Annotated in this window: 18 protein-coding genes and 1 pseudogene; 10 read left to right on the top strand and 9 right to left on the bottom strand. The window is 71.6% G+C overall.

The genetic code is table 11. The features are described from left to right. Positions 1 to 335: 335 nt before the first annotated feature. The 3 genes from AC07DA_RS07390 to thyX all read right to left on the bottom strand — a co-directional run bounded on the left by AC07DA_RS07390 (position 336) and on the right by thyX (position 4,029). Positions 336 to 2,021: a ribonuclease J gene (locus AC07DA_RS07390; RefSeq protein ID WP_479125414.1), complete on the bottom strand. Its 1,686-nt coding sequence runs from the start codon at positions 2,019 to 2,021 to the stop codon at positions 336 to 338. 156 nt (positions 2,022 to 2,177) lie between these two features. Beyond that, on the bottom strand, positions 2,178 to 3,077 hold the full coding sequence (dapA, locus tag AC07DA_RS07385) for a 4-hydroxy-tetrahydrodipicolinate synthase (RefSeq protein WP_479125412.1): 900 nt from the start codon (positions 3,075 to 3,077) through the stop codon (positions 2,178 to 2,180). 211 nt (positions 3,078 to 3,288) lie between these two features. Continuing rightward, positions 3,289 to 4,029, bottom strand: a complete 741-nt coding sequence (gene thyX, locus AC07DA_RS07380) for an FAD-dependent thymidylate synthase (RefSeq protein WP_479125410.1) — start codon at positions 4,027 to 4,029, stop codon at positions 3,289 to 3,291. 158 nt (positions 4,030 to 4,187) lie between these two features. On the opposite strand from thyX, the gene AC07DA_RS07375 reads away from it, so the two are divergent. Both AC07DA_RS07375 and AC07DA_RS07370 read left to right on the top strand, forming a co-directional pair. Beyond that, a complete protein-coding gene (locus AC07DA_RS07375; RefSeq protein WP_479125408.1) occupies positions 4,188 to 4,427 on the top strand; it encodes a hypothetical protein in 240 nt (79 codons plus the stop codon). A 113-nt stretch (positions 4,428 to 4,540) separates the two neighbouring features. Next, entirely contained in the window at positions 4,541 to 5,095 is a 555-nt protein-coding gene (locus tag AC07DA_RS07370) for a hypothetical protein (RefSeq protein WP_479125407.1), read from the top strand. Positions 5,096 to 5,170: 75 nt separating this feature from the next. Here the strand turns inward: AC07DA_RS07370 and AC07DA_RS07365 are convergent, their stop codons facing one another. From AC07DA_RS07365 to rpsO, 5 genes are all read right to left on the bottom strand, one after another. Beyond that, positions 5,171 to 5,626, bottom strand: coding sequence for a tetratricopeptide repeat protein (locus AC07DA_RS07365; RefSeq protein ID WP_479125405.1), 456 nt, complete (start codon positions 5,624 to 5,626; stop codon positions 5,171 to 5,173). 13 nt (positions 5,627 to 5,639) lie between these two features. Further along, positions 5,640 to 6,392, bottom strand: a complete 753-nt coding sequence (gene dapB, locus AC07DA_RS07360) for a 4-hydroxy-tetrahydrodipicolinate reductase (protein WP_479125403.1) — start codon at positions 6,390 to 6,392, stop codon at positions 5,640 to 5,642. A 28-nt stretch (positions 6,393 to 6,420) separates the two neighbouring features. Next, positions 6,421 to 7,800 carry a M16 family metallopeptidase gene (locus AC07DA_RS07355; RefSeq protein ID WP_479125401.1) on the bottom strand — a complete coding sequence of 460 codons (1,380 nt, stop codon included), beginning with the start codon at positions 7,798 to 7,800 and terminating at the stop codon, positions 6,421 to 6,423. Further along, positions 7,797 to 10,016 carry a polyribonucleotide nucleotidyltransferase gene (locus AC07DA_RS07350; protein ID WP_479125400.1) on the bottom strand — a complete coding sequence of 740 codons (2,220 nt, stop codon included), beginning with the start codon at positions 10,014 to 10,016 and terminating at the stop codon, positions 7,797 to 7,799. The genes AC07DA_RS07355 and AC07DA_RS07350 overlap by 4 nt, the downstream gene beginning before the upstream one ends. Before the next feature lie 315 nt (positions 10,017 to 10,331). Continuing rightward, entirely contained in the window at positions 10,332 to 10,619 is a 288-nt protein-coding gene (rpsO, locus tag AC07DA_RS07345) for a 30S ribosomal protein S15 (protein ID WP_010042739.1), read from the bottom strand. Between the two features lie 268 nt (positions 10,620 to 10,887). Between rpsO and AC07DA_RS07340 the strand changes: the two genes are divergently transcribed. The 8 genes and pseudogenes from AC07DA_RS07340 (at position 10,888) to AC07DA_RS07305 (ending at position 21,973) form a co-directional block, all read left to right on the top strand. Beyond that, complete coding sequence (locus tag AC07DA_RS07340; protein WP_479125398.1) at positions 10,888 to 11,184, top strand: DUF397 domain-containing protein; 297 nt, start codon at positions 10,888 to 10,890, stop codon at positions 11,182 to 11,184. 407 nt (positions 11,185 to 11,591) lie between these two features. Continuing rightward, positions 11,592 to 11,708 (top strand): annotated as a pseudogene (locus tag AC07DA_RS07335) (hypothetical protein); the annotation flags it as partial. Between the two features lie 660 nt (positions 11,709 to 12,368). Continuing rightward, positions 12,369 to 15,734: a nucleotide-binding protein gene (locus tag AC07DA_RS07330; RefSeq protein ID WP_479125438.1), complete on the top strand. Its 3,366-nt coding sequence runs from the start codon at positions 12,369 to 12,371 to the stop codon at positions 15,732 to 15,734. A gap of 304 nt (positions 15,735 to 16,038) precedes the next feature. Beyond that, positions 16,039 to 17,889: an ABC transporter substrate-binding protein gene (locus AC07DA_RS07325; RefSeq protein ID WP_479125436.1), complete on the top strand. Its 1,851-nt coding sequence runs from the start codon at positions 16,039 to 16,041 to the stop codon at positions 17,887 to 17,889. 10 nt (positions 17,890 to 17,899) lie between these two features. Then, positions 17,900 to 18,946, top strand: a complete 1,047-nt coding sequence (locus AC07DA_RS07320; protein WP_479125397.1) for an ABC transporter permease — start codon at positions 17,900 to 17,902, stop codon at positions 18,944 to 18,946. Then, entirely contained in the window at positions 18,943 to 19,857 is a 915-nt protein-coding gene (locus AC07DA_RS07315; protein WP_479125395.1) for an ABC transporter permease, read from the top strand. The genes AC07DA_RS07320 and AC07DA_RS07315 overlap by 4 nt, the downstream gene beginning before the upstream one ends. Further along, on the top strand, positions 19,854 to 20,909 hold the full coding sequence (locus tag AC07DA_RS07310) for an ABC transporter ATP-binding protein (RefSeq protein ID WP_479125393.1): 1,056 nt from the start codon (positions 19,854 to 19,856) through the stop codon (positions 20,907 to 20,909). Before AC07DA_RS07315 ends, AC07DA_RS07310 begins: the two co-directional genes overlap by 4 nt. Beyond that, positions 20,906 to 21,973, top strand: coding sequence for an ABC transporter ATP-binding protein (locus AC07DA_RS07305; RefSeq protein WP_479125392.1), 1,068 nt, complete (start codon positions 20,906 to 20,908; stop codon positions 21,971 to 21,973). The genes AC07DA_RS07310 and AC07DA_RS07305 overlap by 4 nt, the downstream gene beginning before the upstream one ends. On the opposite strand, the gene AC07DA_RS07300 is transcribed toward AC07DA_RS07305, so the two are convergent. Continuing rightward, positions 21,970 to 22,923, bottom strand: a complete 954-nt coding sequence (locus tag AC07DA_RS07300; RefSeq protein WP_479125390.1) for a bifunctional riboflavin kinase/FAD synthetase — start codon at positions 22,921 to 22,923, stop codon at positions 21,970 to 21,972. The two genes, AC07DA_RS07305 and AC07DA_RS07300, sit on opposite strands and share 4 nt — an antisense overlap. Positions 22,924 to 22,982 lie beyond the last annotated feature (59 nt).

Below are 22,982 nucleotides of genomic sequence, written 5' to 3'. Positions count from 1 at the left end.
TCTCAAGAAACGGTCGCTTCCTTTGTACTCACCCTCTCGGGCTTTCCTCCGGGCGCTTCCCTTCGGTCTTGCGTTTCCGACTCTATCAGATCTTTTCTCGACCCGATTTCCTCGGTGCTTTCCAGGTTTCCGCTCTCGCGGTTTCCTTTCCGGCGCTTCCGACTTTATCAGAAGTTTCTGAGTCGGATTTCCCGCCCCGGCCGGACATGTCCCCGGTGCCTGAGTTGGCCCGGGTGCCCCGTCGGGAGGAGTTGTAAACCTACTGGAGCGGGGCGCCCCGATGCAAATCGAGGCGCCCCGCTCCCAGTTGGCACTGGCTCAGACCCGACGGGCCGTCAGACCTCCACGACCACGGGCAGGATCATCGGCCGGCGTCGGTAGGTGTCCGAGACCCACTTGCCCAGCGTGCGGCGGATGAGCTGCTGCAGCTGGTGGGGTTCGACCACGCCGTCCTGCGCGGAGCGTTCGAGTACCTCGGTGATCCGGGGGATCACGTCGCCGAAGGCGGAGTCCTCGATGCCCGAGCCGCGGGCCTGGACGTGCGGGCCGCCGGTGATCTTTCCGGTGGAGGAGTCGATGACCACGAAGACCGAGATGATGCCCTCGTCGCCGAGGATCTTGCGGTCCTTCAGGGCCGGCTCGCCCACGTCACCGACGGAGAGGCCGTCGACGTAGACGTAGCCCGCCTGGACCTTGCCGGAGATCTTGGCCTTGCCCTCGATGAGGTCGACGGCGACGCCGTCCTCGGCGATGACGATGCGGTCGTGCGGGACGCCGGTCAGGGCGCCCAGTTCGGCGTTGGCGCGCAGGTGGCGCCATTCGCCGTGCACCGGCATCAGGTTCTTGGGGCGGCAGATGTTGTAGAAGTACAGCAGCTCGCCCGCGGAGGCGTGGCCGGAGACGTGGACCTTGGCGTTGCCCTTGTGGACCACGTTGGCGCCCCAGCGCGTGAGGCCGTTGATCACGCGGTAGACCGCGTTCTCGTTGCCGGGGATCAGGGACGACGCCAGGATCACCGTGTCGCCCTGGACGATGCGGATCTGGTGGTCTCGATTGGCCATCCGGGACAGGGCCGCCATCGGTTCGCCCTGGGAGCCCGTGCAGACCAGGACCACCTCGCTGTCCGGGAGGTCGTCGAGCGTCTTGACGTCCACGACCAGGCCCGGCGGGACCTTCAGGTAGCCCAGGTCCCGGGCGATGCCCATGTTGCGGACCATGGAGCGGCCGACGAAGGCGACCCGGCGGCCGTACTCGTGCGCCGCGTCCAGGATCTGCTGGATGCGGTGCACGTGGCTGGCGAAGCTCGCGACGATGATGCGCTTGCGGGCGCCGGCGAAGACCTGCCGCAGGACGTTGGAGATCTCCCGCTCGGGCGGGACGAACCCCGGGACCTCGGCGTTCGTGGAGTCAGAGAGGAGGAGGTCGATGCCCTCCTCGCTCAGGCGTGCGAAGGCGTGGAGGTCCGTGAGGCGGCTGTCCAGCGGGAGCTGGTCCATCTTGAAGTCGCCGGTGTGGACCACCATGCCCGCGGGGGTGCGGATGGCCACGGCCAGTGCGTCCGGGATGGAGTGGTTGACCGCGACGAACTCGCAGTCGAAGGGGCCGATGCGCTCGCGGTGTCCCTCCACCACCTCCAGGGTGTACGGGCGGATGCGGTGCTCCTGGAGCTTGGCCTCGATGAGGGCGAGGGTCAGCTTGGAGCCGATCAGCGGGATGTCCGGCTTCTCGCGCAGGAGGTAGGGGACGCCGCCGATGTGGTCCTCGTGGCCGTGCGTGAGGACGATGCCCTCGATGTCGTCGAGGCGGTCCCTGATGGACGAGAAGTCCGGCAGGATCAGGTCGATTCCGGGCTGCTCCTCCTCGGGGAAGAGCACTCCGCAGTCGACGATCAGCAGGCGGCCGCCGTATTCGAAGACCGTCATGTTGCGGCCGATTTCGCCGAGGCCGCCGAGCGGGGTGACCCGCAGGCCGCCTTCGGGGAGCGGCGGCGGGGGGCTGAGTTCGGGATGCGGATGGCTCAAAAGACTCTCCTCACCACGCGCGCCACGTACCGGTAGGGCACGTGGCGCGCGTGACGTTCGTGCAGAAGCAGTTGTCGTTGTGGGGTGGTGCGGGCACCGGTGGCCCGCTTATTCAGTTGTGAAGCACATGCGCGGGGGTGCGCGCGAAGTCTGATGTCAGAGCTGTACCCCGCCGGCGGCAAGATCGAGCTTGAGCTGCTCGATCTCCTCGGGCGCGCACTCGACCATGGGGGCGCGCAGGGGCCCGGCGGGCAGGCCCTTGAGCGCGAGCGCCGCCTTGGTGGTCATCACGCCCTGCGTGCGGAACATGCCCGTGTAGACGGGGAGCAGCTTCTGGTGGATCTCGGTGGCCTTCTGCACGTCGCCGGAGGTGTACGCGTCGACCAGGGCGCGCAGCTCGGGGGTGACCACGTGGCCGACGACGGAGACGAAGCCGACCGCGCCGACGGAGAGCAGGGGGAGGTTCAGCATGTCGTCGCCGGAGTACCAGGCGAGGCCGGAGCGGGCGATGGCCCAGCTGGCGCGGCCGAGGTCGCCCTTGGCGTCCTTGTTGGCGACGATCCGCGGGTGCTCGGCGAGGCGGACGAGCGTCTCGGTGTTGATCGGGACGCCGCTGCGGCCGGGGATGTCGTAGAGCATGACCGGCAGGCCGGTGGCGTCGGCGACGGCCGTGAAGTGCCGGTAGAGCCCTTCCTGCGGGGGCTTGTTGTAGTACGGCGTCACGACGAGCAGGCCGTGCGCGCCGGTGCGCTCCGCCGCGCGGGCCAGTTCGATGCTGTGGTGGGTGTCGTTGGTGCCGACTCCGGCCACGACGTGGGCGCGGTCGCCGACGGCTTCCAGGACGGCCCGTACGAGATCCGCTTTCTCCGCGTCGCTGGTGGTCGGGGACTCGCCCGTCGTGCCGTTGATGATCAGGCCGTCGTTGCCTGCGTCCACCAGGTGGGCGGCGAGCCGCTGCGCGCCGTCGAGGTCGAGTGCGCCGTCCGCCGTGAAGGGCGTGACCATGGCGGTGAGGACCCGCCCGAAGGGGGTCTGCGGAGTCGAGGTCGGAGCCATGGGTTACACGCTACTCGTTGCTCAGGACCGGGTCTGCCCTCGGGGCGGGCGACAAGTCGCGACAAAGGTGGAGCCCGGCACTGCCTGCTCGGGGGTTCAAGCAGTGCCGGACCCGTTTGATCAGGCTAGATGAACTTCTAGAAATGCCGCAATACGGACACTTCGCACGGCTGAACCGTACATCTGTGCCTGACCGGGGAAGCGGGCGGTGTCACGGCGCCACGCGTCCGTTGGCGTTGAAGGCGTCGTACGTGAGCGGCATGAGCCGGGCCCACTCGGCCTCCATCTTCTCGCCGACCATCTCGATCTCCCGCTGCGGGAAGGACGGCACCTTCGCCAGCTCGTGCTGGGTGCGCAGACCGAGGAAGTGCATCAGCGAGCGGGCGTTGCACGTGGCGTACATCGAGGAGTACAGGCCGACCGGCAGGACCGCGCGGGCGACCTCGCGGGCGACGCCGGCGGCGAGCATCCGGCGGTACTTCCTGTAGGCCTGGCGGTAGGAGTCCTCCATGGCCTCGCCCACCAGCTGGTGCTGCTCGGGGGTGCCCTCGACGAACTCGTACTTGCCCGGCCTGCCCTGCTGGATCAGCTTGCGGGAGGTGTCCGGCACGTAGAAGACCGGCTGGAGCTCCCGGTAGCGGCCGCTCTCCTCGTTGTACGACCAGCCGACGCGGTGCCGCATGAACTCGCGGAAGACGAAGATCGGCGCGCTCACGAAGAAGGTCATGGAGTTGTGCTCGAACGGGCTGCCGTGCCGGTCCCGCATGAGGAAGTTGATCAGGCCCTTCGAGCGCTCGGGGTCCTTCTGCAGCTCTTCAAGGGACTGCTCCCCCAGGGTGGAAACCCGTGCTGCGAACAGCACGTCGGAGTCGGCCGCGCTGTGTTTCACCAGCTCAACGGTGACATCGCTGCGCAGCTCGATCTTGAAGTCGTCGTCGGGGGTCTCGGTCACGGTTCGCAGGGCCTTCCCATCGCGTCTCTTGGCGACGCCACTCTACGTTTGGTGACGTGCCGCAATGAAGTTGGTGAAACAGGGCACCTCTGAGGGAGTTCGTTCGTCTCTACGGATGACAGTGATCCGTTCCACCCTCGAAGGGAGACGCACCCCTGATGTCCGGTCGGCGTGAACCCGTACCGTTCGCCTTCGTCGCCGAGGCCGACAGGTTCCGCAGCAATGTCACTCCCCCACCGCGTGAGCGGCTGTCCGCCGGCCAGATGGCCGGCCGATGGCTCATGGGGCTCACCATCGTGGCGGGGCTCGTGGGGTCCCTGGTGATCGGGACGCCCGCGCTGTCGCCCGACCATTCGGCCCAGCAGCCGCAGCAGTCCCAGGCGTCCGAGAGGCGCTGAACCGCCCCCGGACGGGCGGTGACTCCATCCGGCCCCCCGCCAGTGGTGACCGGGGACACAGATCGGTAGCCTCACCGGGCACAGCCCACGCATGGATCGAGTGAGGACCCGCCGTGCCCCTGCCCTTTCTGACGGCCGACCGCGTATTCGAGGCGGCGGACGACGTTCCGCTGCCGTACGACGACCGTGACCACTGGCGGCGGCCGTACCGGCCCGGGCCGTGGCGGGTCGCGGCGGCGGCGCTCGCGCTGCTGCTCGCCTCGTTCGTGCTGTTCGCGGCCGTCGTCATCGCGGCGACGGCCGAACCGGCCTCGGCCGGGCTGGTCTTCGCCCTCGCGCTGCTCGTCATCGCCGGCGCCCTGCGCCTGCTGCGGGTGGGCGTGTGGGTGAGCGCGCGGGGGCTGCGCCAGGTGGGTTTCCTCACGACGCGTACGGCGCCCTGGGAGCAGGTCGTCTCCGTGCGTACGGTGCAGCAGCCGGTGCGCTGGCTGGGGCTGCCCCGGACCGTGCAGGGCCAGGCTCTGCTGCTGCGGCGGCAGGGACGGGCGGCGGACGGTGTGCCGCCCCTGATGTCCACGCACAACCTGGACTTCGTCGGCCGCACGGAGGCCTTCGACCGGGCGGCCGACTCGGTGGAGGCCTGGGCGGACGAGTACCGCCCGCACTGACCTTCGCTCCTCATGCCGAGGGGGCCGGACCGTGCGCGTCACGGTCCGGCCCCCTCGGCATGAGGAGCCCCGGGTTCAGGCGGTCTCGGGCTGCTTGCCGTCGTGCAGGGCGATGGCGCGCTGCATCGCCTTGCGGGCGCGCGGGGTGTCGCGGGCGTCGTGGTAGGCCACGGCGAGGCGGAACCAGGTGCGCCAGTCGTCGGGGGCGTCCTCCGTCTCGGCCTTGCGCCGGGCGAAGACCTCGTCGGCCGAGTCCCGGTCGATGCGGCCGCTGGGGGTGCGCTTCAGCTCGTCGACGGGCAGGCCGCCCTCGGCGTCGAGTTCGGCGGCGAGGGCGTTGGCCCGGCGGACGAACTGGGTGTTCTTCCACAAAAACCACAGGCCGATGCCCGGCAGGATCAGCACGGCCACGCCGAAGGTGACGGTCAGGGGCGTGCCGGTCTCGATGAGCAGGACGCCGCGGCTTCCGACCAGGACGAAGTAGACGACCAGGACGGCGGCCGTGAGGGCGTAGGTGAGCTTCGCGCGCATGAGGGTTCAGGGCTCAGTTCAGGTCCAGGAAGTGTTCCAGGCCGAAGGTCAGGCCCGGGGTGCTCACCACGCGGCGGGCGCCGAGCAGGATGCCCGGCATGAAGCTGCTGTGATGGAGCGAGTCGTGCCGGACCGTCAGGGTCTCGCCCTCCCCGCCGAGCAGGACCTCCTGGTGGGCGAGGAGTCCGCGCAGCCGCACCGCGTGGACCGGGACGCCGTCGACGTCGGCGCCGCGGGCACCGTCGAGGGCGGTGGCCGTGGCGTCGGGGGCCGGGGCGGTGCCGGCGGCGCGGCGGGCTTCGGCGATGAGCTGCGCGGTGCGCGTGGCGGTGCCGGAGGGGGCGTCCACCTTGTTCGGGTGGTGCAGTTCGACGACCTCGACGGACTCGAAGTACGGGGCGGCGAGCTGCGCGAACTTCATGGTGAGGACGGCCCCGATGGAGAAGTTCGGCGCGATGAGCACGCCCGTCCGCGGGGACCGCTCCAGCCAGCCGTTCAGCTGTGCGAGGCGCTCCTCGGTCCAGCCGGTGGTGCCGACGACCGCGTGGATGCCCTGGCCGACCAGGAAGTCGAGGTTGGCCATGACCGAGTCGGGCGTGGTCAGCTCGACCGCGACCTGGGCGCCGGCTTCGGTCAGTGTCTCCAGCTTGTCGCCCCGGCCGAGGGCGGCGACCAGCTCCATGTCCTCGGCGGCCTCGACGGCCCGGACGGCTTCGGAGCCGATCCGGCCCTTGGCGCCGAGGACCGCCACGCGCAGCTTGCTCATCTCTTGTGCTTCTTTCACCAGGGGATTGTCAGGCGACGGCGTCGTGCAGGCGGGCCGCCTGTTTGTCCTTCAGCGGGCCGATGACCGACAGCGACGGCTTGCGTCCGAGGATCTCGCCGGCGACCGCGCGGACGTCGTCCGGGGTGACCGACGCTATCCGGGACAGCATGTCGTCGACGGACATCTGCTCGCCCCAGCACAGCTCGCTCTTGCCGATACGGTTCATCAGCGCGCCGGTGTCCTCCAGGCCGAGGACCGTGGAGCCCTGGAGCTGGCCGATGGCCCGGGCGATCTCCTCGTCGGTGAGGCCGTGCTCGGCGACGTGGTCGAGTTCGTCGCGGCAGATCTTCAGCACGTCGTGCACCTGGGAGGGGCGGCAGCCGGCGTAGACGCCGAAGAGGCCGCAGTCGGCGAAGCCGGAGGTGTACGAGTACACGCTGTAGGCCAGGCCGCGCTTCTCCCGGACCTCCTGGAAGAGGCGTGAGGACATGCCGCCGCCGAGGGCGGTGTTCAGTACGCCCAGGGCCCAGCGGCGCTCGTCGGTGCGGGACAGGCCCGGCATGCCGAGCACGACGTGGGCCTGCTCGGTCCTGCGGTCGACCAGCTCGACGCGGCCGGCGGTGCGCAGGGCGCGCTTGCCGCCCCGCGGGGCGACGGGCTCGGCGGTGAGGTCCTTGAACGCGCCGGCCTTCTCGAAGGCGGCGCGGACCTGCCGGACGACCTTGGCGTGGTCGATGTTGCCGGCGCAGGCGACGACCAGGTGGGTCGGGTCGTAGTGCTTCTTGTAGAAGCGGCGGATGCGGTCGGCGGTGAGGGCGTTGACCGTGTCGACCGTGCCGAGGACCGGGCGGCCGAGGGGGTTGTCGCCGAACATCGTGTGCGCGAACAGGTCGTGCACGCAGTCGCCCGGGTCGTCCTCGGTCATGGCGATCTCTTCGAGGATGGCGCCGCGCTCGACGTCGACGTCCTCTTCGCGGATGAGCGAGCCGGTCAGCATGTCGCAGACGACGTCGATGGCGAGCGGCAGGTCGGTGTCGAGCACGCGTGCGTAGTAGCACGTGTACTCCTTCGCCGTGAACGCGTTCATCTCGCCGCCGACCGCGTCGATGGCGGAGGAGATGTCCAGCGCGGACCTGCGGTTGGTGCCCTTGAAGAGCAGGTGCTCCAGGTAGTGGGTGGCGCCGTTCAGCGCCGGGGTCTCGTCGCGGGAACCGACGTGCGCCCAGATGCCGAAGGTCGCGGAGCGCACCGAGGGCAGGGTCTCGGTGACGATGCGCAGGCCGCCCGGGAGGGTGGTCTTGCGGACCGTGCCGATGCCGTTCTCGCCCTGGATGAGGGTTTGGGTACGGGCGACGGCCCGCGCCTCCGAGGAGGTGCGGGCCGTCGCCTTGGAGCCACGGGACGTCACTGGTCGGCGTCGTCCTTCTGCGTCTCGTCGCCTTCCTCGCCCTCGATCACGGGGATCAGGGAGAGCTTGCCGCGGGAGTCGATCTCGGCGATCTCGACCTGGACCTTCTGGCCCACACCGAGGACGTCCTCGACGTTCTCCACGCGCTTGCCGCCGGCGAGCTTGCGGATCTGCGAGATGTGCAGCAGACCGTCCTTGCCGGGCAGCAGGGAGACGAACGCGCCGAAGGTGGTCGTCTTCACGACCGTACCGAGGTAGCGCTCGCCGACCTCGGGCATCGTCGGGTTGGCGATGCCGTTGATCGTGGCGCGGGCGGCCTCGGCGGCCGGGCCGTCGGCGGCACCGATGTAGATCGTGCCGTCGTCCTCGATGGTGATCTCGGCGCCCGTGTCCTCCTGGATCTGGTTGATCATCTTGCCCTTGGGGCCGATGACCTCGCCGATCTTGTCCACGGGGATCTTGACGGTGATGATCCGCGGGGCGTTCGGGGACATCTCGTCCGGGGTGTCGATCGCTTCCATCATCACGTCGAGGATGTGGAGGCGGGCGTCGCGGGCCTGCTTCAGGGCCGCGCCCAGGACGGAGGCGGGGATGCCGTCCAGCTTGGTGTCGAGCTGGAGGGCGGTGACGAACTCCTTGGTGCCGGCGACCTTGAAGTCCATGTCGCCGAAGGCGTCCTCCGCACCGAGGATGTCGGTGAGGGTGACGTAGTGCGTCTCGCCCTCGATCTCCTGGGAGATCAGGCCCATGGCGATACCGGCGACCGGGGCCTTCAGGGGCACACCGGCGTTCAGCAGCGACATGGTGGAGGCGCAGACCGAGCCCATGGACGTCGAGCCGTTGGAGCTCAGCGCCTCGGAGACCTGGCGGATCGCGTAGGGGAACTCCTCGCGCGTCGGCAGGACCGGGATCAGGGCGCGCTCGGCGAGGGCGCCGTGGCCGATCTCGCGGCGCTTGGGGGAACCGACGCGGCCGGTCTCGCCGGTGGAGTACGGCGGGAAGTTGTAGTTGTGCATGTAGCGCTTGCGGGTCACCGGGGAGAGGGTGTCCAGCTGCTGCTCCATGCGGAGCATGTTCAGGGTGGTGACGCCCAGGATCTGGGTCTCGCCACGCTCGAACACGGCGGAGCCGTGGACCCGCGGGATGGCCTCGACCTCGGCGGCGAGCGTACGGATGTCCGTCAGCCCGCGGCCGTCGATGCGCTTCTTCTCCTTGATCACGCGCTCGCGGACCAGCTGCTTGGTGAGCGAGCGGTACGCGGCGGAGATCTCCTTCTCGCGGCCCTCGAACTCCGGCAGGAGCTTCTCGGCGGCGAGCTGCTTGACGCGGTCCAGCTCGGCCTCGCGCTCCTGCTTGCCGGCGATGGTGAGCGCCTGGGCGAGCTCGGGCTTGACGGCGGCGGTGAGCGCCTCCAGGACGTCGTCCTGGTAGTCGAGGAAGATCGGGAACTCGGCGGTCGGCTTGGCGGCCTTCGCGGCGAGGTCGGCCTGGGCCTTGCAGAGCACCTTGATGAAGGGCTTTGCGGCTTCCAGACCGGCGGCGACGACCTCCTCGGTCGGCGCCTCGGCGCCGCCCTTGACCAGCTGGATGGTCTTCTCGGTGGCCTCGGCCTCGACCATCATGATCGCGACGTCGCCGTCCTCCAGGGTGCGGCCCGCGACGACCATGTCGAAGACGGCGTCCTCGAGCTCGGTGTGCGTCGGGAAGGCCACCCACTGGCCGTTGATCAGCGCGACGCGGACGCCGCCGATCGGGCCGGAGAAGGGGAGGCCGGCCAGCTGCGTGGACGCGGAGGCGGCGTTGATCGCCACGACGTCGTACAGGTGGTCGGGGTTGAGCGCCATGATCGTGGCGACGACCTGGATCTCGTTGCGCAGGCCCTTCTTGAAGGACGGGCGCAGCGGGCGGTCGATCAGCCGGCAGGTGAGGATCGCGTCCTCAGAAGGACGGCCCTCGCGGCGGAAGAAGCTGCCGGGGATCTTGCCGGCGGCGTACATCCGCTCCTCGACGTCCACCGTGAGCGGGAAGAAGTCGAGCTGGTCCTTGGGGTTCTTGGAGGCGGTGGTGGCCGACAGCACCATGGTGTCGTCGTCCAGGTATGCCACGGCGGATCCGGCGGCCTGCTTGGCCAGGCGGCCCGTCTCGAAGCGGATGGTGCGGGTGCCGAAGGCGCCGTTGTCGATGACGGCCTCGGCGTAGTGGGTCTCGTTCTCCACTAGCGATCTCTCCGTTTGCTTGTCGTCTTTCGTCCCACGACTGCCCGTGTGGCAGGGGGACATTCCGGAGATGCGCGCCGTGCTGTGCGGGCCGGTCTTCGATCGAAGCACCCGGGGCTCGCTTCCCCCCGGGGGCCACTACCGAGGACCGGCGGCGGCGTGGTGCGCCTCTCCTCTTCTTGTCGTGCTGTGTCGTCCGTCTTGCGTTGTGCTACCACACTACAAAGGGGCGGTGACACTCCGCACGTACAGTTGCGCGCGTACAGCAAAGGGAGCGGCCCCGTTTCTCCCGGGAACCGCTCCCCTCACGGCGTCTTACTTGGCGCCCGCCGCACCGCGGCGGATGCCGAGGCGGTCGACCAGCGCACGGAAGCGCTGGATGTCCTTCTTCGCCAGGTACTGGAGAAGGCGGCGACGCTGACCCACCAGGATCAGCAGGCCACGGCGGGAGTGGTGGTCGTGCTTGTGGGTCTTGAGGTGCTCGGTCAGGTCGGAGATCCGACGGGACAGCAGAGCGACCTGGACCTCGGGGGAGCCGGTGTCGCCCTCCTTGGTACCGAACTCGGACATGATCTGCTTCTTCGTAGCGGCGTCGAGCGACACGCGTACTCCTCATTGGTCTGCGATGGCCACCGAGTGCCCCCGGTCTGCTTCTCGGGGGAGCTTCCGTGACTCGGAAGGCGGGGATCCGCTGGGCGCGGCCTCCAGAACGGCTGGTTCCGGGGGTGCGTACACAAACGGCCGTCGACCAGAGTACCAGGTGGTCGGGGGCCTCTTTGCCCTGGTCCCCGAAGCTCCCGGCCGGAGCGGAGGGGGCCACTAGGGTGGGCGGGCTCGGATCGTTCGTACGTCGGGAAGGGGTCGCTGCGGCATGGCGGAGACGGCTGAGGAGATCAAGGCACGCAAGGAGCGGGAGCGGGACGAGCTCTACGCCCTCGACATCTCCGGTGTGGAGTGGCACTGCGCGCCGGGCACGGAGGAGCACGAGGAGCGGGTCGAGATCGCGTACCTGCCGGAGGGGGCCGTCGCGATGCGGTCGTCCCTCGACCCGGAGACGGTGCTGCGTTACACGGAGGCCGAGTGGCGGGCCTTCGTGCTGGGAGCGCGGGACGGCGAGTTCGACCTGGAGCCGAGGCGGCGCGACGGAGGGTCCCCGGCCGGGCAGTAGGCGCGAGGACGCACGACGAGGGGTGAGCCGGTGGACGGCCGCCCCTCGTTGTGCTGTCCGGGGCGGTGACGGGCGTCCTGGGCAAGGGGGTTCGGGTTCTTCACGCTCGTCGCCCCTCTTGTTCAGCAAAGTGTGTGCCGCGTACGCCACTTCAGGGCACCTTGCGGGCAGGTTGTGACACGGCGGACGGGTGCTCGGGGGTGGACGGGCCTGCCGTGGCGGGGCTTGTGGTGATTAGGCTGGGACGGGGCGCGGCGCCGGAAACCGTGGAGCGGGCGTCGGTGTCCCAGGGGGAAACACGGGGGAGTTGGTGGAACGGCTGCCTCGGACGACCTCGATACGCCTCAAACGACTTCGCACGGCTTCGCACGACGTCGGACGACAAGCAAGGGTCGCCCCAGCACGGCATGAGGGTGCTCGACCACACCAGCAGGAGGAACACTGTGAGCAGCGATCGGGACGGGATCCGCGGGGGCTGGGCGACACCCGGCGATGACCAGCCCGACGCGGAGTCCGCGGCCGAGGTGACGGGCGAGTTCACCATCGACTACGCGCCGCCCGCCTGGTACACGCAGAACGCCTCGGGGAGTTCGGGTTCCGGGCAGGGCGCGGGGACGCCCGGGGAGACGTCTTCTCCGGGGGCGGCCGGAGGAGCCGGTGGCTCCAGTGGGCCGGGTGGGGCCGGTGCGTCCGGTGCGTCCGGGGGTGCTGCCGCGGGTGGCGCCGCCGGTGCGCCGAAGGGGCCGGTTCCGCCGCTGCCCGGTCTGACCCCGCCGCCGCACGCGAATCCCTCCGGCGGGTACGCGTACCCGTCCGTTCCTCCTCATGGTCCGTCGTCCTCCAGCGGTGGTCCGTCGACTCCTCCCGGTGGGAACTCGTCCGGTCCGGGGCCGGCCCCGGCGCCCGGAGCACCCTTCACCCCTCCGGCCCCTGCACCCGCTCCGGGTGCTCCGTTCACGCCTCCCGCGCCCGTTCCCGCTCCGGGTGCTCCGTTCACGCCTCCCGCGCCCGCTCCCGGCGCGCCCTTCACGCCTCCCGCGCCGTCTGCCGGGGGGCCGTCCGCCGTTCCGAGGCTGCCGACGGGGTTCGAGCCGCAGGGGGCCCAGGCCGACCAGCCCGGCCAGTCCGCCCCGTCCGACGGGCGGGCGGAGGAGCCCGGCGCCGCCCCGGGCTCTTCTACGGCCGTGCCGAGCGTCCCCGTCGGTGGGTATCAGGCGCAGTGGACGCCGCCCGCTCCGCCGGAGGCGGCTCCGGCCGTTCCGGCGGCGTCGGCCTCCGACGACGCCGAGTCCGCCGACACCGAGTCCGCCGACGGTGACCTGGAGAGCGGTGCCACCATGCGGTTCTCCGCCGTCGCGCTGAAGCGGGAGATCGCGGAACGTGCCCCGGCCGCCGAGGAGCGGGTGGAGTCGGCCGACGCGGGCCTGGACGCGGGGAAGCAGACCGAGCACGAGGAGGAGGCCGTTCCCGACACGGGTGACCGTGTGGTGTCCGGGGGCGCCGAGGAGGAGACGGCGGATGGCGTGGCCGCGTCCGGTGCGGGTGCGGGCGCGGACCGCGTGGACAGCGCGGTGTCCGGCGGTGCCGGCCCCGAGGACGCGGAACCCGTGGTGAAGTCCCCGGCGGCCGGCACTCCGGATGAGGACGCCCCGGAGGCGGACAGCGACGGCTCGACGACCGGGGCGGCGGGCCTTCCGGACGCCGCGCCGGAGGGGAACGCCGCCGCGGACGCAGAGGTGAAGGACGCCGTGCCGGGGGAGAGCGTGGCCACGGACGAGGAGCCGGTCGGCGCCGTGCCCGCGGACGCGCAGCCGGTCGACGCCGTGCCCGCGGACGCGCAGCCGGTCGACGCCGTGCCCGCGGACGCCGTCCGGGCAGACGACGTCGTCCCGGCGGACGCCGACCCTGAAGCAAGTGGTCCGGCTGGCGCGACCCCGGCCGACGCCGTGCCTGTGGATGCGCCCCCGGCCGCCAGCGAACCGGCCGATGTACGGGACGCCGCTTCCGCGCAGACCGGCGACGCACCTCTCGCGGACGCCGAGCCGGCGGATCCGGGCCCCTCCGGCTCCGAGCCTTCGGACGCCGTACCCGCCGAGGCCGCTCCCGACGCCACAGACGAGGACGAGGAGAAGGACAGCGCGCCGCAGGACACCGCGGTGCCGGAGCCGTCCGACTCCCAGCCCGCGTGGACTCCCCCGCCCCCGCAGGGCGTGCCGCCGCTGCCGCCGTCGTACCAGCCGGCCGCCCCCGCACCGGCGAGCCAGTGGCCGGCCCAGCCTCAGCATCATCCGCAGCAGATCCAGCCGCAGGCGCCGCCCGCGGACGCCCAGCCCCTGCCCCAGCCCCAGCCCCAGCCGGCCGTTGCCCAGGGACAGGCGCCGGTGCCGCCGCAGCCGTCGGTGCCGGCCCAGCAGCCGCCGTTCCAGCCGCAGGCGCCGCAGCCCGCGCCCGCCGCGTGGAACCAGCCGGGCGCGCCTACGCCGCCGGGCCAGCCCCCCGCTCAGCCCACGGCCGGGCCTCAGCCCGGCGGTTACGGCTTCCCTCAGCCGGGAGCCCCCGCCCCGGCCGCCCCCCAAGCCCAGGGCGACCACGGCTTCCCGCATCCCGGTGCCCCGGCTCCGGCGGCCCACCAGCCCCCGCTCCCGGGCGCGCAGGCCGGCTACGGCTTCCCGCACCCGGGCGGGCCAGCTCCGGCCAGCCCGCAGTCACAGCCGCAGCCGCAGCCGCAGCCGCGGGCCGGTATGCCCCCGGCCCAGCAGCCGGGCACCCCGCCGCACCCCGCTCCGAACCCGCAGGGCGGCTACGGCTTCCCCCACCCCGGCGTCCCGGCCGCCGCAACGCCGCAGCCGGCGGCCCAGCAGCCGGGCACCCCGCCCGGTCCTACCCCCGCTCCCGTCGCGCCCGACGCGCCGGGCGGATACGGGTTCCCGCACCCCGGCGCTCCCGCCCCGGCCGGGCCGAACGCCCAGGGCGGCTACGGATTCCCCCAGCCGCCGGCCCAGCAGCCCCACCCCGGCGTGCCCCCGCAGGCACAGCCCCCGCAGGCACAGCCCCCGCACCCCGGCGGCCAGCAGCCCCCGGTCGACCCCCGCACCGGTTCCGCCTGGCCGCAGCCCGTGCAGCTCGATCAGCGGCAGCCGACCAACCCCGGGGCCGCGCCGCTCGGTTACACCGCTGCCGTCGAGCTGTCGTCCGACCGGTTGCTCAACAGCAAGAAGCAGAAGGCGAAGAGCAGCCGTCCGGCGGCCGGGGGCGGGCGGTTCAAGCTCGGCGGGAAGAAGGAGGAGGCCGAGCGGCAGCGCAAGCTGGAGCTGATCCGCACGCCCGTGCTCTCCTGCTACCGGATCGCGGTGATCAGCCTCAAGGGCGGTGTGGGCAAGACGACCACCACCACCGCGCTCGGCTCCACGCTCGCCACCGAGCGGCAGGACAAGATCCTCGCGATCGACGCCAACCCGGACGCGGGCACCCTCGGGCGCCGGGTGCGGCGGGAGACCGGGGCCACCATCCGTGACCTCGTCCAGGCGATCCCGTACCTCAACTCGTACATGGACATCCGGCGGTTCACCTCCCAGGCGCCGTCGGGCCTCGAGATCATCGCCAACGACGTCGACCCGGCCGTGTCCACGACGTTCAACGACGAGGACTACCGGCGGGCCATCGACGTGCTGGGCAAGCAGTACCCGATCATCCTGACCGACTCCGGTACCGGTCTGCTCTACAGCGCCATGCGCGGGGTCCTGGACCTCGCGGACCAGCTCATCATCATCTCGACGCCGTCCGTGGACGGGGCGAGCAGTGCGAGCACCACGCTGGACTGGCTGTCGGCGCACGGCTACTCCGACCTCGTCTCGCGGTCCCTCACCGTCATCTCCGGAGTGCGCGAGACCGGCAAGATGATCAAGGTCGAGGACATCGTGGCGCACTTCGAGACGCGCTGCCGGGGCGTCGTCGTCGTGCCGTTCGACGAGCACCTCGCCGCCGGTGCGGAGGTCGACCTCGACATGATGCGGCCCAAGGTGCGGGAGGCGTACTTCAACCTCGCGGCCATGGTCGCCGAGGACTTCGTCCGTCACCAGCAGTCGCACGGGCTGTGGACCTCCGACGGCAACCCGCCGCCGGTCGCCGCCCCGCCCCTGCCGGGCCAGCACGGCCCGTACGTTCCCGGCCAGCCTGTTCCTGGGCAGCCGGTTCCCGGCCAGCCGGTTCCTGGCCAGCCGGTTCCTGGCCAGCCGGTTCCCGGCGGGCCTCCCTACCCCGGTCAGCACCAGCCGGGGCCGTACCCGCAGCAGCCCCAGCAGCCCCAGCAGCCGGGACAGGCGTACCCGCAGCCCGGACAGCCTTACCCGCAGCCGCAGCCGCAGCCGGGACAGCAGCCCTACCCGCAGCCGGGTCAGCCCGGGCAGCCCCCGGCCGCGCCTGCGCAGCCCGGCTACGGCTACCCGCAGCCGGGACAGCCCGCTCATCCCGTTCAGGACGCCCACCCCGGACAGCCCGGGCAGACCGACCAGCAGGGGCAGACCCCGCCGCCCCCGCCCCCGACGCAGTAATCGCCTCACCCGGTCGGCCCCTTTCCAGGGGCCGGTCCCGTTTCCGGCCCGCGCCGTCCCGACTCGGCGCGGGCCGTGTGCGTTCCGGGCCCATCCGGCGCGAAATCCGTTGCCAGGCCCTGGCCAGCGACGCGTCAGTGGTCTCCACCAATGGGCACCGAAAGCTCGCCAATTCGTTATTTCCGCAGGCCACAAGGGGTGAACGTGCCGTTGACGGGCGAGGAGGCCGCTGATACACACTCAGCAACCCCTGACAGCTGATCAACCCGTCCTTACCGTCCGAGCGATGACGCGAGGTCCGACCATGGGCACGAACGATCAGACACGCAGCCTCCCGCGCGGCCTCCGGCTCGTCGCCGTCGCCGGGGCGGCCGCGCTCACCCTCACCGCCGGGCTCGCGACCCCGCTCGACCCGGCGCCCCGGCAGGCCCGGGCGGCCGACGACGGCAAGAAGGTGCTGACCGTCGCCGTCGCGCAGAGCGTGGACTCGCTCAGCCCGTTCCTGGCGGTCCGGCTGCTGAGCACGAGCATCCACCGGCTCATGTACGAGTACCTGACGAACTACGATCCGAAGGACAACCACGCCGTGCCGGGCCTGGCCACCGAGTGGGAGTCGTCAGCGGACAAGCTGACCTGGACGTACACCATCCGCTCGGACTCGAAGTGGTCGGACGGCAGGCGGGCCACCGCCGAGGACGCGGCCTGGACGTTCAACAAGATGATGACGGACGACGGCGCGGCCACCGCGAACGGCAGCTATGTGGGCAATTTCCGGAAGGTGACGGCGCCGAGCCCCACCGAGCTGGTCATCGAGCTGAAGAAGCCGCAGGCCACGATGACCGCGCTCGACGTGCCGATCGTGCCGAAGCACGTCTGGGAGAAGGTCTCGGACTTCTCCGAGTTCAACAACGACAAGACCTTCCCGGTCGTCGGGAACGGCCCGTTCGTGCTGACCGGCTACAAGGCCGACAGCTACGTGCGCCTCAAGGCCAACAAGACGTTCTGGCGCGGGGCGCCGAAGTTCGACGAACTCGTCTTCCGCTACTACAAGGACCAGGACGCGGCCGTCTCGGCGCTGCGCAAGGGCGAGGTGTCGTTCGTCGCCGGGTCGCCGTCCCTCACACCGGCCCAGGCGGACTCCCTGAAGGGCGCGGAGAACATCAAGGTCAACGACGCCCCCGGCCGCCGTTTCTACGCCCTGGCCACCAACCCGGGCGCCAGGGCGAAGAACGGCGAGAGGTTCGGTGACGGCCACCCCTCCCTGCTCGACCGGCGGGTGCGCAACGCGCTGTTCATGGCCGTCGACCGCGAGGCCATCATCGACAAGGTGTTCCGGGGCCACGCCGTCGAGGGTGAGGGGTACATCCCGCCGCGCTTCCAGGACTACTTCTGGAAGCCCTCCCCCGGCCAGAAGCTGGCGTACGACCCGGCGGAGGCGGCCCGGCTGCTGGACCGGGCGGGCTACCGGAAGAACGGGGACGGCAAGCGCGTCGGCAAGGACGGCAAGCCGATCACCTACCGCGTCCTGTGCCACGCCACCGACCCGAACGACAAGGCGGTCGGCAAGTACCTCCAGGAGTGGTGGGGCGACCTCGGCATCGGCGTCCGGCTCACCTGCCTGGACAACGTCACCGACCCGTGGCTGGCCGGCAAGTACGACCTGGCGTTCGACGGCTGGTCGGTCAACCCGGACCCGGACTTCGTGCTGTCCATCCACACCTGCGGCGCGCTCCCGGCGACCCCCGAGGACACGGGCGCGACCGACAACTTCATCTGCGACAAGACCTACGACGAGCTCTACGCCCGCCAGCTCGCCGAGTACGATCCCGCCAAACGGGCGGACATCGTCAAGCAGATGGAGTCGCGCCTGTACGACCTCGGGTACATGAACGTCATGGCGTACCCGAACGCGGTCGAGGCCTACCGGACGGACCAGATCAAGTCGATCACGACCATGCCGGCGGAGGCGGGGAACATCTACGGCCAGGACGGCTACTGGAGCTGGTGGTCGGCGGTCCCGGCGGACTCCGACGACTCCTCCGGCGGTTCGTCCACGACCGTCGTGGCCGTCATCGCCGCGAGCGCCGTCCTGCTCATCGGCCTCGGCACGGTCGTGGCGGTGCGCCGCCGGGCCGGCGCCGACGACCGTGAGTGACCGCGCGCACGTGACCGCCGACGCGACCCCCGCGCTGGTCGAGGACAGGCAGCCGACGACCCGGCCACGGGTACGCGGGCGCTCCGCGTACCCGCGCTACCTGGCGGGCAAGGTGGCCGGTGCGGCCGTGTCGCTGCTGGCCGTCCTCGTCACCAGCTTCTTCCTCTTCCGGCTCATCCCCGGCGACCCGGTGAAGACCATGACCGGCGGACGCCAGGTCTCGGCCGAGCAACTGGCCGCCTACCGCGAGGAGTTCGGGCTCGACCTGCCGTTGTGGCGGCAGTTCACCGACTACTGCGGCAAGGCCCTCACGGGCGACTTCGGCACGTCGTACCAGTTCCGCGCGCCCGTGGTCGACAAGATCACGGAGGCGCTGCCGAACACCCTGCTGCTCACCGGCACGGCCTTCGTCCTCTACACCGCGCTCGGCATCCTCCTGGGCACGCGCTCGGCCTGGCGGCGCGGCGGGCTCGGCGACCGGGTCAACACCGGCCTGGCGCTGACCCTGTACTCGATCCCGTCCTTCTGGCTCGGACTGCTGCTGATCATCGTGCTGTCGGTGGGCATCGGCCCGCTGCCGGGCCTGTTCCCGACCGGCGGCATGGAGTCGGGCGGTGAGGAGGGCTTCGCGTACGTGCTCGACGTGGCACACCATCTGGTGCTGCCGGTGGTGACGCTGGTGGCGGTGGAGTACGGGCAGACGCTGCTGGTCACGCGGTCGGCGCTGCTGGACGAGATGGGCGGCGACTACCTGACGACCGCCCGGGCCAAGGGGCTGCGCGACGACCTCGTACGCCGTCGGCACGCCGTGCCGAACGCGCTGCTGCCGACCGTGACCCTGATCTTCATCAACCTCGGCCGGACGGTGGCGGGCGTGATCCTCGTGGAGACCGTGTTCTCCTGGCCGGGCCTCGGCGGGCTGTTCTACCAGGCGCTGAGCGTGCCCGACCTGCCTCTGGTGCAGGGGCTGTTCTTCGTGTTCGCCGCCGCGGTGATCCTGATGAACACCCTCGCCGATCTTGTCTATCCGCTGCTGGACCCCCGGGTGGCCCGATGACGACGCCGACCGGAACGGCCCCGGGCCCGCGGGCCCTCGCCCGGCAGCGCCGCCGGGCCTCCGTCGCCCGCTTCTGGCGGCAGTACCGCGCCGAACGGGCGGGGCTGTACGGCCTGGCCGTGCTCGCCCTGTGCGCGCTGCTGGCGCTGTTCGCACCCCTGTTCGTCGGCTCCGACGTGAGCAGCGTGACCGACGCGCCGGGGCGTCCGATGCAGAGCCCGAGCGCCGCCTTCCCGCTGGGCACCGACCAGTTCGGGCGGGACCTGCTGGGCCTGGTGGTCTGGGGCTCGCGCGTGTCGCTGTTGGTGGGGCTGCTCGCGGCCGTGCTGTCGGTGGCGATCGGCACCCTGATCGGGGTGACGGCCGGGCACTTCAAGGGCTGGTACGCGACGGTGATGATGCGGATCACCGACTGGTTCCTGGTCATGCCGACGCTGGTGCTGGCGATCGCCCTGGCGACCGTGATGTCCCGCTCGCTGACCACGATCGTCGTGGCGATCGGCGTCACCACCTGGCCGACCACGGCCCGCCTGGTGCGCGCGCAGACCCTCGCCGTGGAGACCCGGCCGTACATCGAGCGGGCGAAGGCGCTCGGCGGCGGGCACTGGCACATCATGTCGCGGCACGTGCTGCCCAACGTGATGCCGCTGGTGCTGGCGCAGACGACCCTGATCATCTCCTCCGCCATCCTCGCCGAGGCGACGCTGGCCTTCCTCGGGCTGGGCGACCCGACGGTCGTGTCGTGGGGCGGGCTGCTCCAGGACGCCCGGGAGGCGGGCGCGGTCAGCGCCGGAGACTGGTGGTACCTGGTGCCGCCGGGCATCGCCATCGCCGTGGTGGCACTGGCGTTCACACTGTGCGGACGGGCCGTGGAGGCCGTCCTCAACCCCAGGCTGGGGGTGTCGCGTTGACTCTGCTCGACGTCAGGAACCTGACCGTGACGTACCCGGGCGGCGCGGCCGCCGTGCGCGGGGTGGACCTGCGCCTGGACGCGGGGCGCAAGCTCGGCCTCGCCGGTGAGTCGGGCTGCGGCAAGTCCACCCTGGCGCTGGCCCTGCTGCGGCTGCTGCCGAAGGGCACCCGCGTCACCGGCGAGGTGCTCCTCGACGGTGAGGACGTGCTGACCATGAAGTGGGGCCGGGTGCGGGCGGTCCGCTGGGCCGGGGCCTCCGTGGTCTTCCAGGGCGCGATGCACTCCCTGAACGCCGTGCACCGCGTCGGCGACCAGATCGCCGAGCCGATCCTGCTGCACAGGAAGGCCACCCCGGCCGGGGCGAGGAAGAAGACCGGCGAGCTGCTGGAGCAGGTCGGCCTGCCCTCGGCCCGCGCCGCCGCCTACCCACACGAGCTGTCCGGCGGCCAGCGCCAGCGCGTCATGATCGCCATGGCCCTGGCCTGCGACCCGCGCCTGGTCATCGCCGACGAACCGACCACCGCGCTCGACGTGATGATCCAGGCCCAGATCCTGCGGCTCATCGGGCAACTGGTCGCGGACCAGGACCTGGGCCTGATCATGATCAGCCACGACCTGGCCGTCCTCGCCGACACCTGCGACCGGCTGGCGGTGATGTACGCGGGCCGGGTGGTCGAGGAGGGCCCGGCCCGGCAGGTGTACGAGGACGCCCGGCACCCGTACGCCAGGGCCCTGTCGGCCGCGTTCCCGCGCATCGGCGACCCGGCCTCCCGGTTCGCGCCCCGGGGCCTGGCGGGCGACCCGCCCGACCCTGCGGCGCTGCCCTCCGGGTGCACGTTCCACCCGCGCTGCCCGGGGGCGCTGGAGTCGTGCGCCGAGCACGACCCGGCGCCGCGGTCGGCGGGCCCTGAACGCCGGGCGGCGTGTGTGCTGGTCGGCCCGCCGCTGGACGGGCCGGACGGCGCCCGTGACGAGCCGGACGCCCGCGCGGGGCGTCGAACCCCGGAGGGTCCGGAGACCCTGGAGGAAGCGAGGCCCGCCACGCCATGACCCTCTCCCCCCCGACCCCCGAGGTCGGCACGGCACCCCTGCTGCGTGCCCAGGGCCTGCACGTCACGTTCCCCGGCCGGCGCGGCGGTCCCCGGGCCCGGGCGGTGGACGGCGTCGACCTCGACATCCGGCCCGGCGAGATCGTCGCCCTGGTCGGTGAGTCCGGCTGCGGCAAGACGACCCTGGCCCGCGCCCTGCTGGGCCTGGTGGAGCCCACGGCGGGCCGGGTCGCCTTCGACGGCCGCCCCCTGGACTACTCCGGCCGCTCCCTCAAGGCCTACCGCAAGCGCGTCCAGCTGATCCTCCAGGACCCGAGCGGCTCCCTCAACCCCCGGCACACGGTGTACGACGCGGTCGCCGAGGGCCTGCGCATCCACGGCTTCACGGGCGACGAGCGCGCGGCGGTCGCCGAGGCCCTGTCCCGGGCCGGTCTGCGTCCCCCGGAGCGCTTCTTCCTGCGCTACCCGCACGAGCTGTCCGGCGGACAGCGCCAGCGGGTCGTCATCGCGGGCGCGCTCGTCCTGGAACCCGAACTGCTGGTCGCCGACGAGCCGGTGGCGTCCCTCGACGCCTCGGTACGCGGCGAGATCCTCGCCCTGCTGCTCCGGCTGCGCACCGAGCTCGGCCTGTCCGCCCTGGTCGTCACGCACGACCTGGGCCTGGCCTGGAACATCGCCGACCGGGTGGCCGTGATGTACCTGGGCCGGATCGTGGAGACGGGGGCGGTGGAGCAGGTCCTGACGGCCCCGCGGCATCCCTACACGCAGGCCCTGCTGTCGGTCCTGCCGGAGGCCCCGGGCACCCCGGTGATCCTCACCGGCGAGCCCCCTGACCCCTCCCGCGTCCCGCCCGGCTGCCGCTTCCACGCCCGCTGCCAGATCCTGGCGGGCGGCGAGGCGGAACGGGCGGGCGTGGCGGACGCGTGCCGGGGCCGGGACCTGGAGGTGCTGAGCGGCAGCGGACCGTCGCAGGTCGCTTGCCACTGGGCGGCTTCCCTCACCAGGGGCACGGGGAACCGCGCGACCGGCCCGCACGGACCGGCGGACGGCCCACGAGCGGTCTAGGCGGCCTCGTCGGCCGCCACCAGCTCCCTGCACCTGTCCACGTCCCGCCCCATCTGCTCCAGCAGCGCGTCCAACGTGTCGAACCTGGCCTGCCCCCGCACGAACGCCAGGAAGTCCACCGCGACGTGCAGCCCGTACAGGTCCAGCCCGACGCGGTCGATGGCGTACGCCTCCACCGTGCGCTCGGTCCCCTCGAACTGCGGGTTCGTCCCGACGGAGATCGCCGCCGGCATCGCCTCGCCCTGGGCGTGCAGCCATCCGGCGTACACACCGTCGGCCGGGATGGCCGTGTGCGGCAGCGTCTCCACGTTGGCGGTGGGGAAGCCAAGTTCGCGTCCGCGCTGGGCGCCCCGGACCACGACGCCCTCCACCCGGTGCGGCCGGCCCAGGATCTCCGCCGCGCCCCGGACGTCGCCCTCGGCGACCAGACGCCGCGTCAGGGTGGAGGAGAACGGCTCCCCGCCGCCCGCCTCGCCCGTCACGTACAGGTCGACGACCTCCACCTCGAAGTCGTAGGTCTTGCCCTGCGCGGCCAGGAACTCCACGTCGCCGGCGGCCTTGTGGCCGAAGCGGAAGTTGGGGCCCTCGACGACCGCCTTGGCGTGCAGCTTGTCGACGAGCACCTTGACGACGAAGTCGGCCGGGGACAGCTTCGAGAACTCGGTCGTGAAGGGGAGGATGAGCACCGCGTCCACGCCGAGGTCCGCCATGAGCTCGGCGCGGCGGTGGTGCGGGGCGAGCAGGGGCGGGTGGCTGCCAGGGCGGACCACTTCACTGGGGTGCGGGTCGAAGGTGACGACGACGGCGGGCACGCCCAGCTCCCGGGCACGGTCCACGGCGTGCCGGATGATCAGCTGGTGTCCGCGGTGGACTCCGTCGTAGGAGCCGATGGTGACGACGCTGCGCCCCCAGTCCTGGGGGATGTCCTCCAAGCCACGCCAGCGCTGCACTGTGCCTGCTCCTTGTCGAAAGCTCGTCGAACCCGTGTCCGGTCGGTTGTCCGTGGTGA

The sequence above is a fragment of the Streptomyces sp. NPDC044921 genome (genome assembly GCF_056432865.1).
Note: the sequence above shows the minus strand (reverse complement) of the source record. Positions and strands in the feature narration are given on the sequence as shown.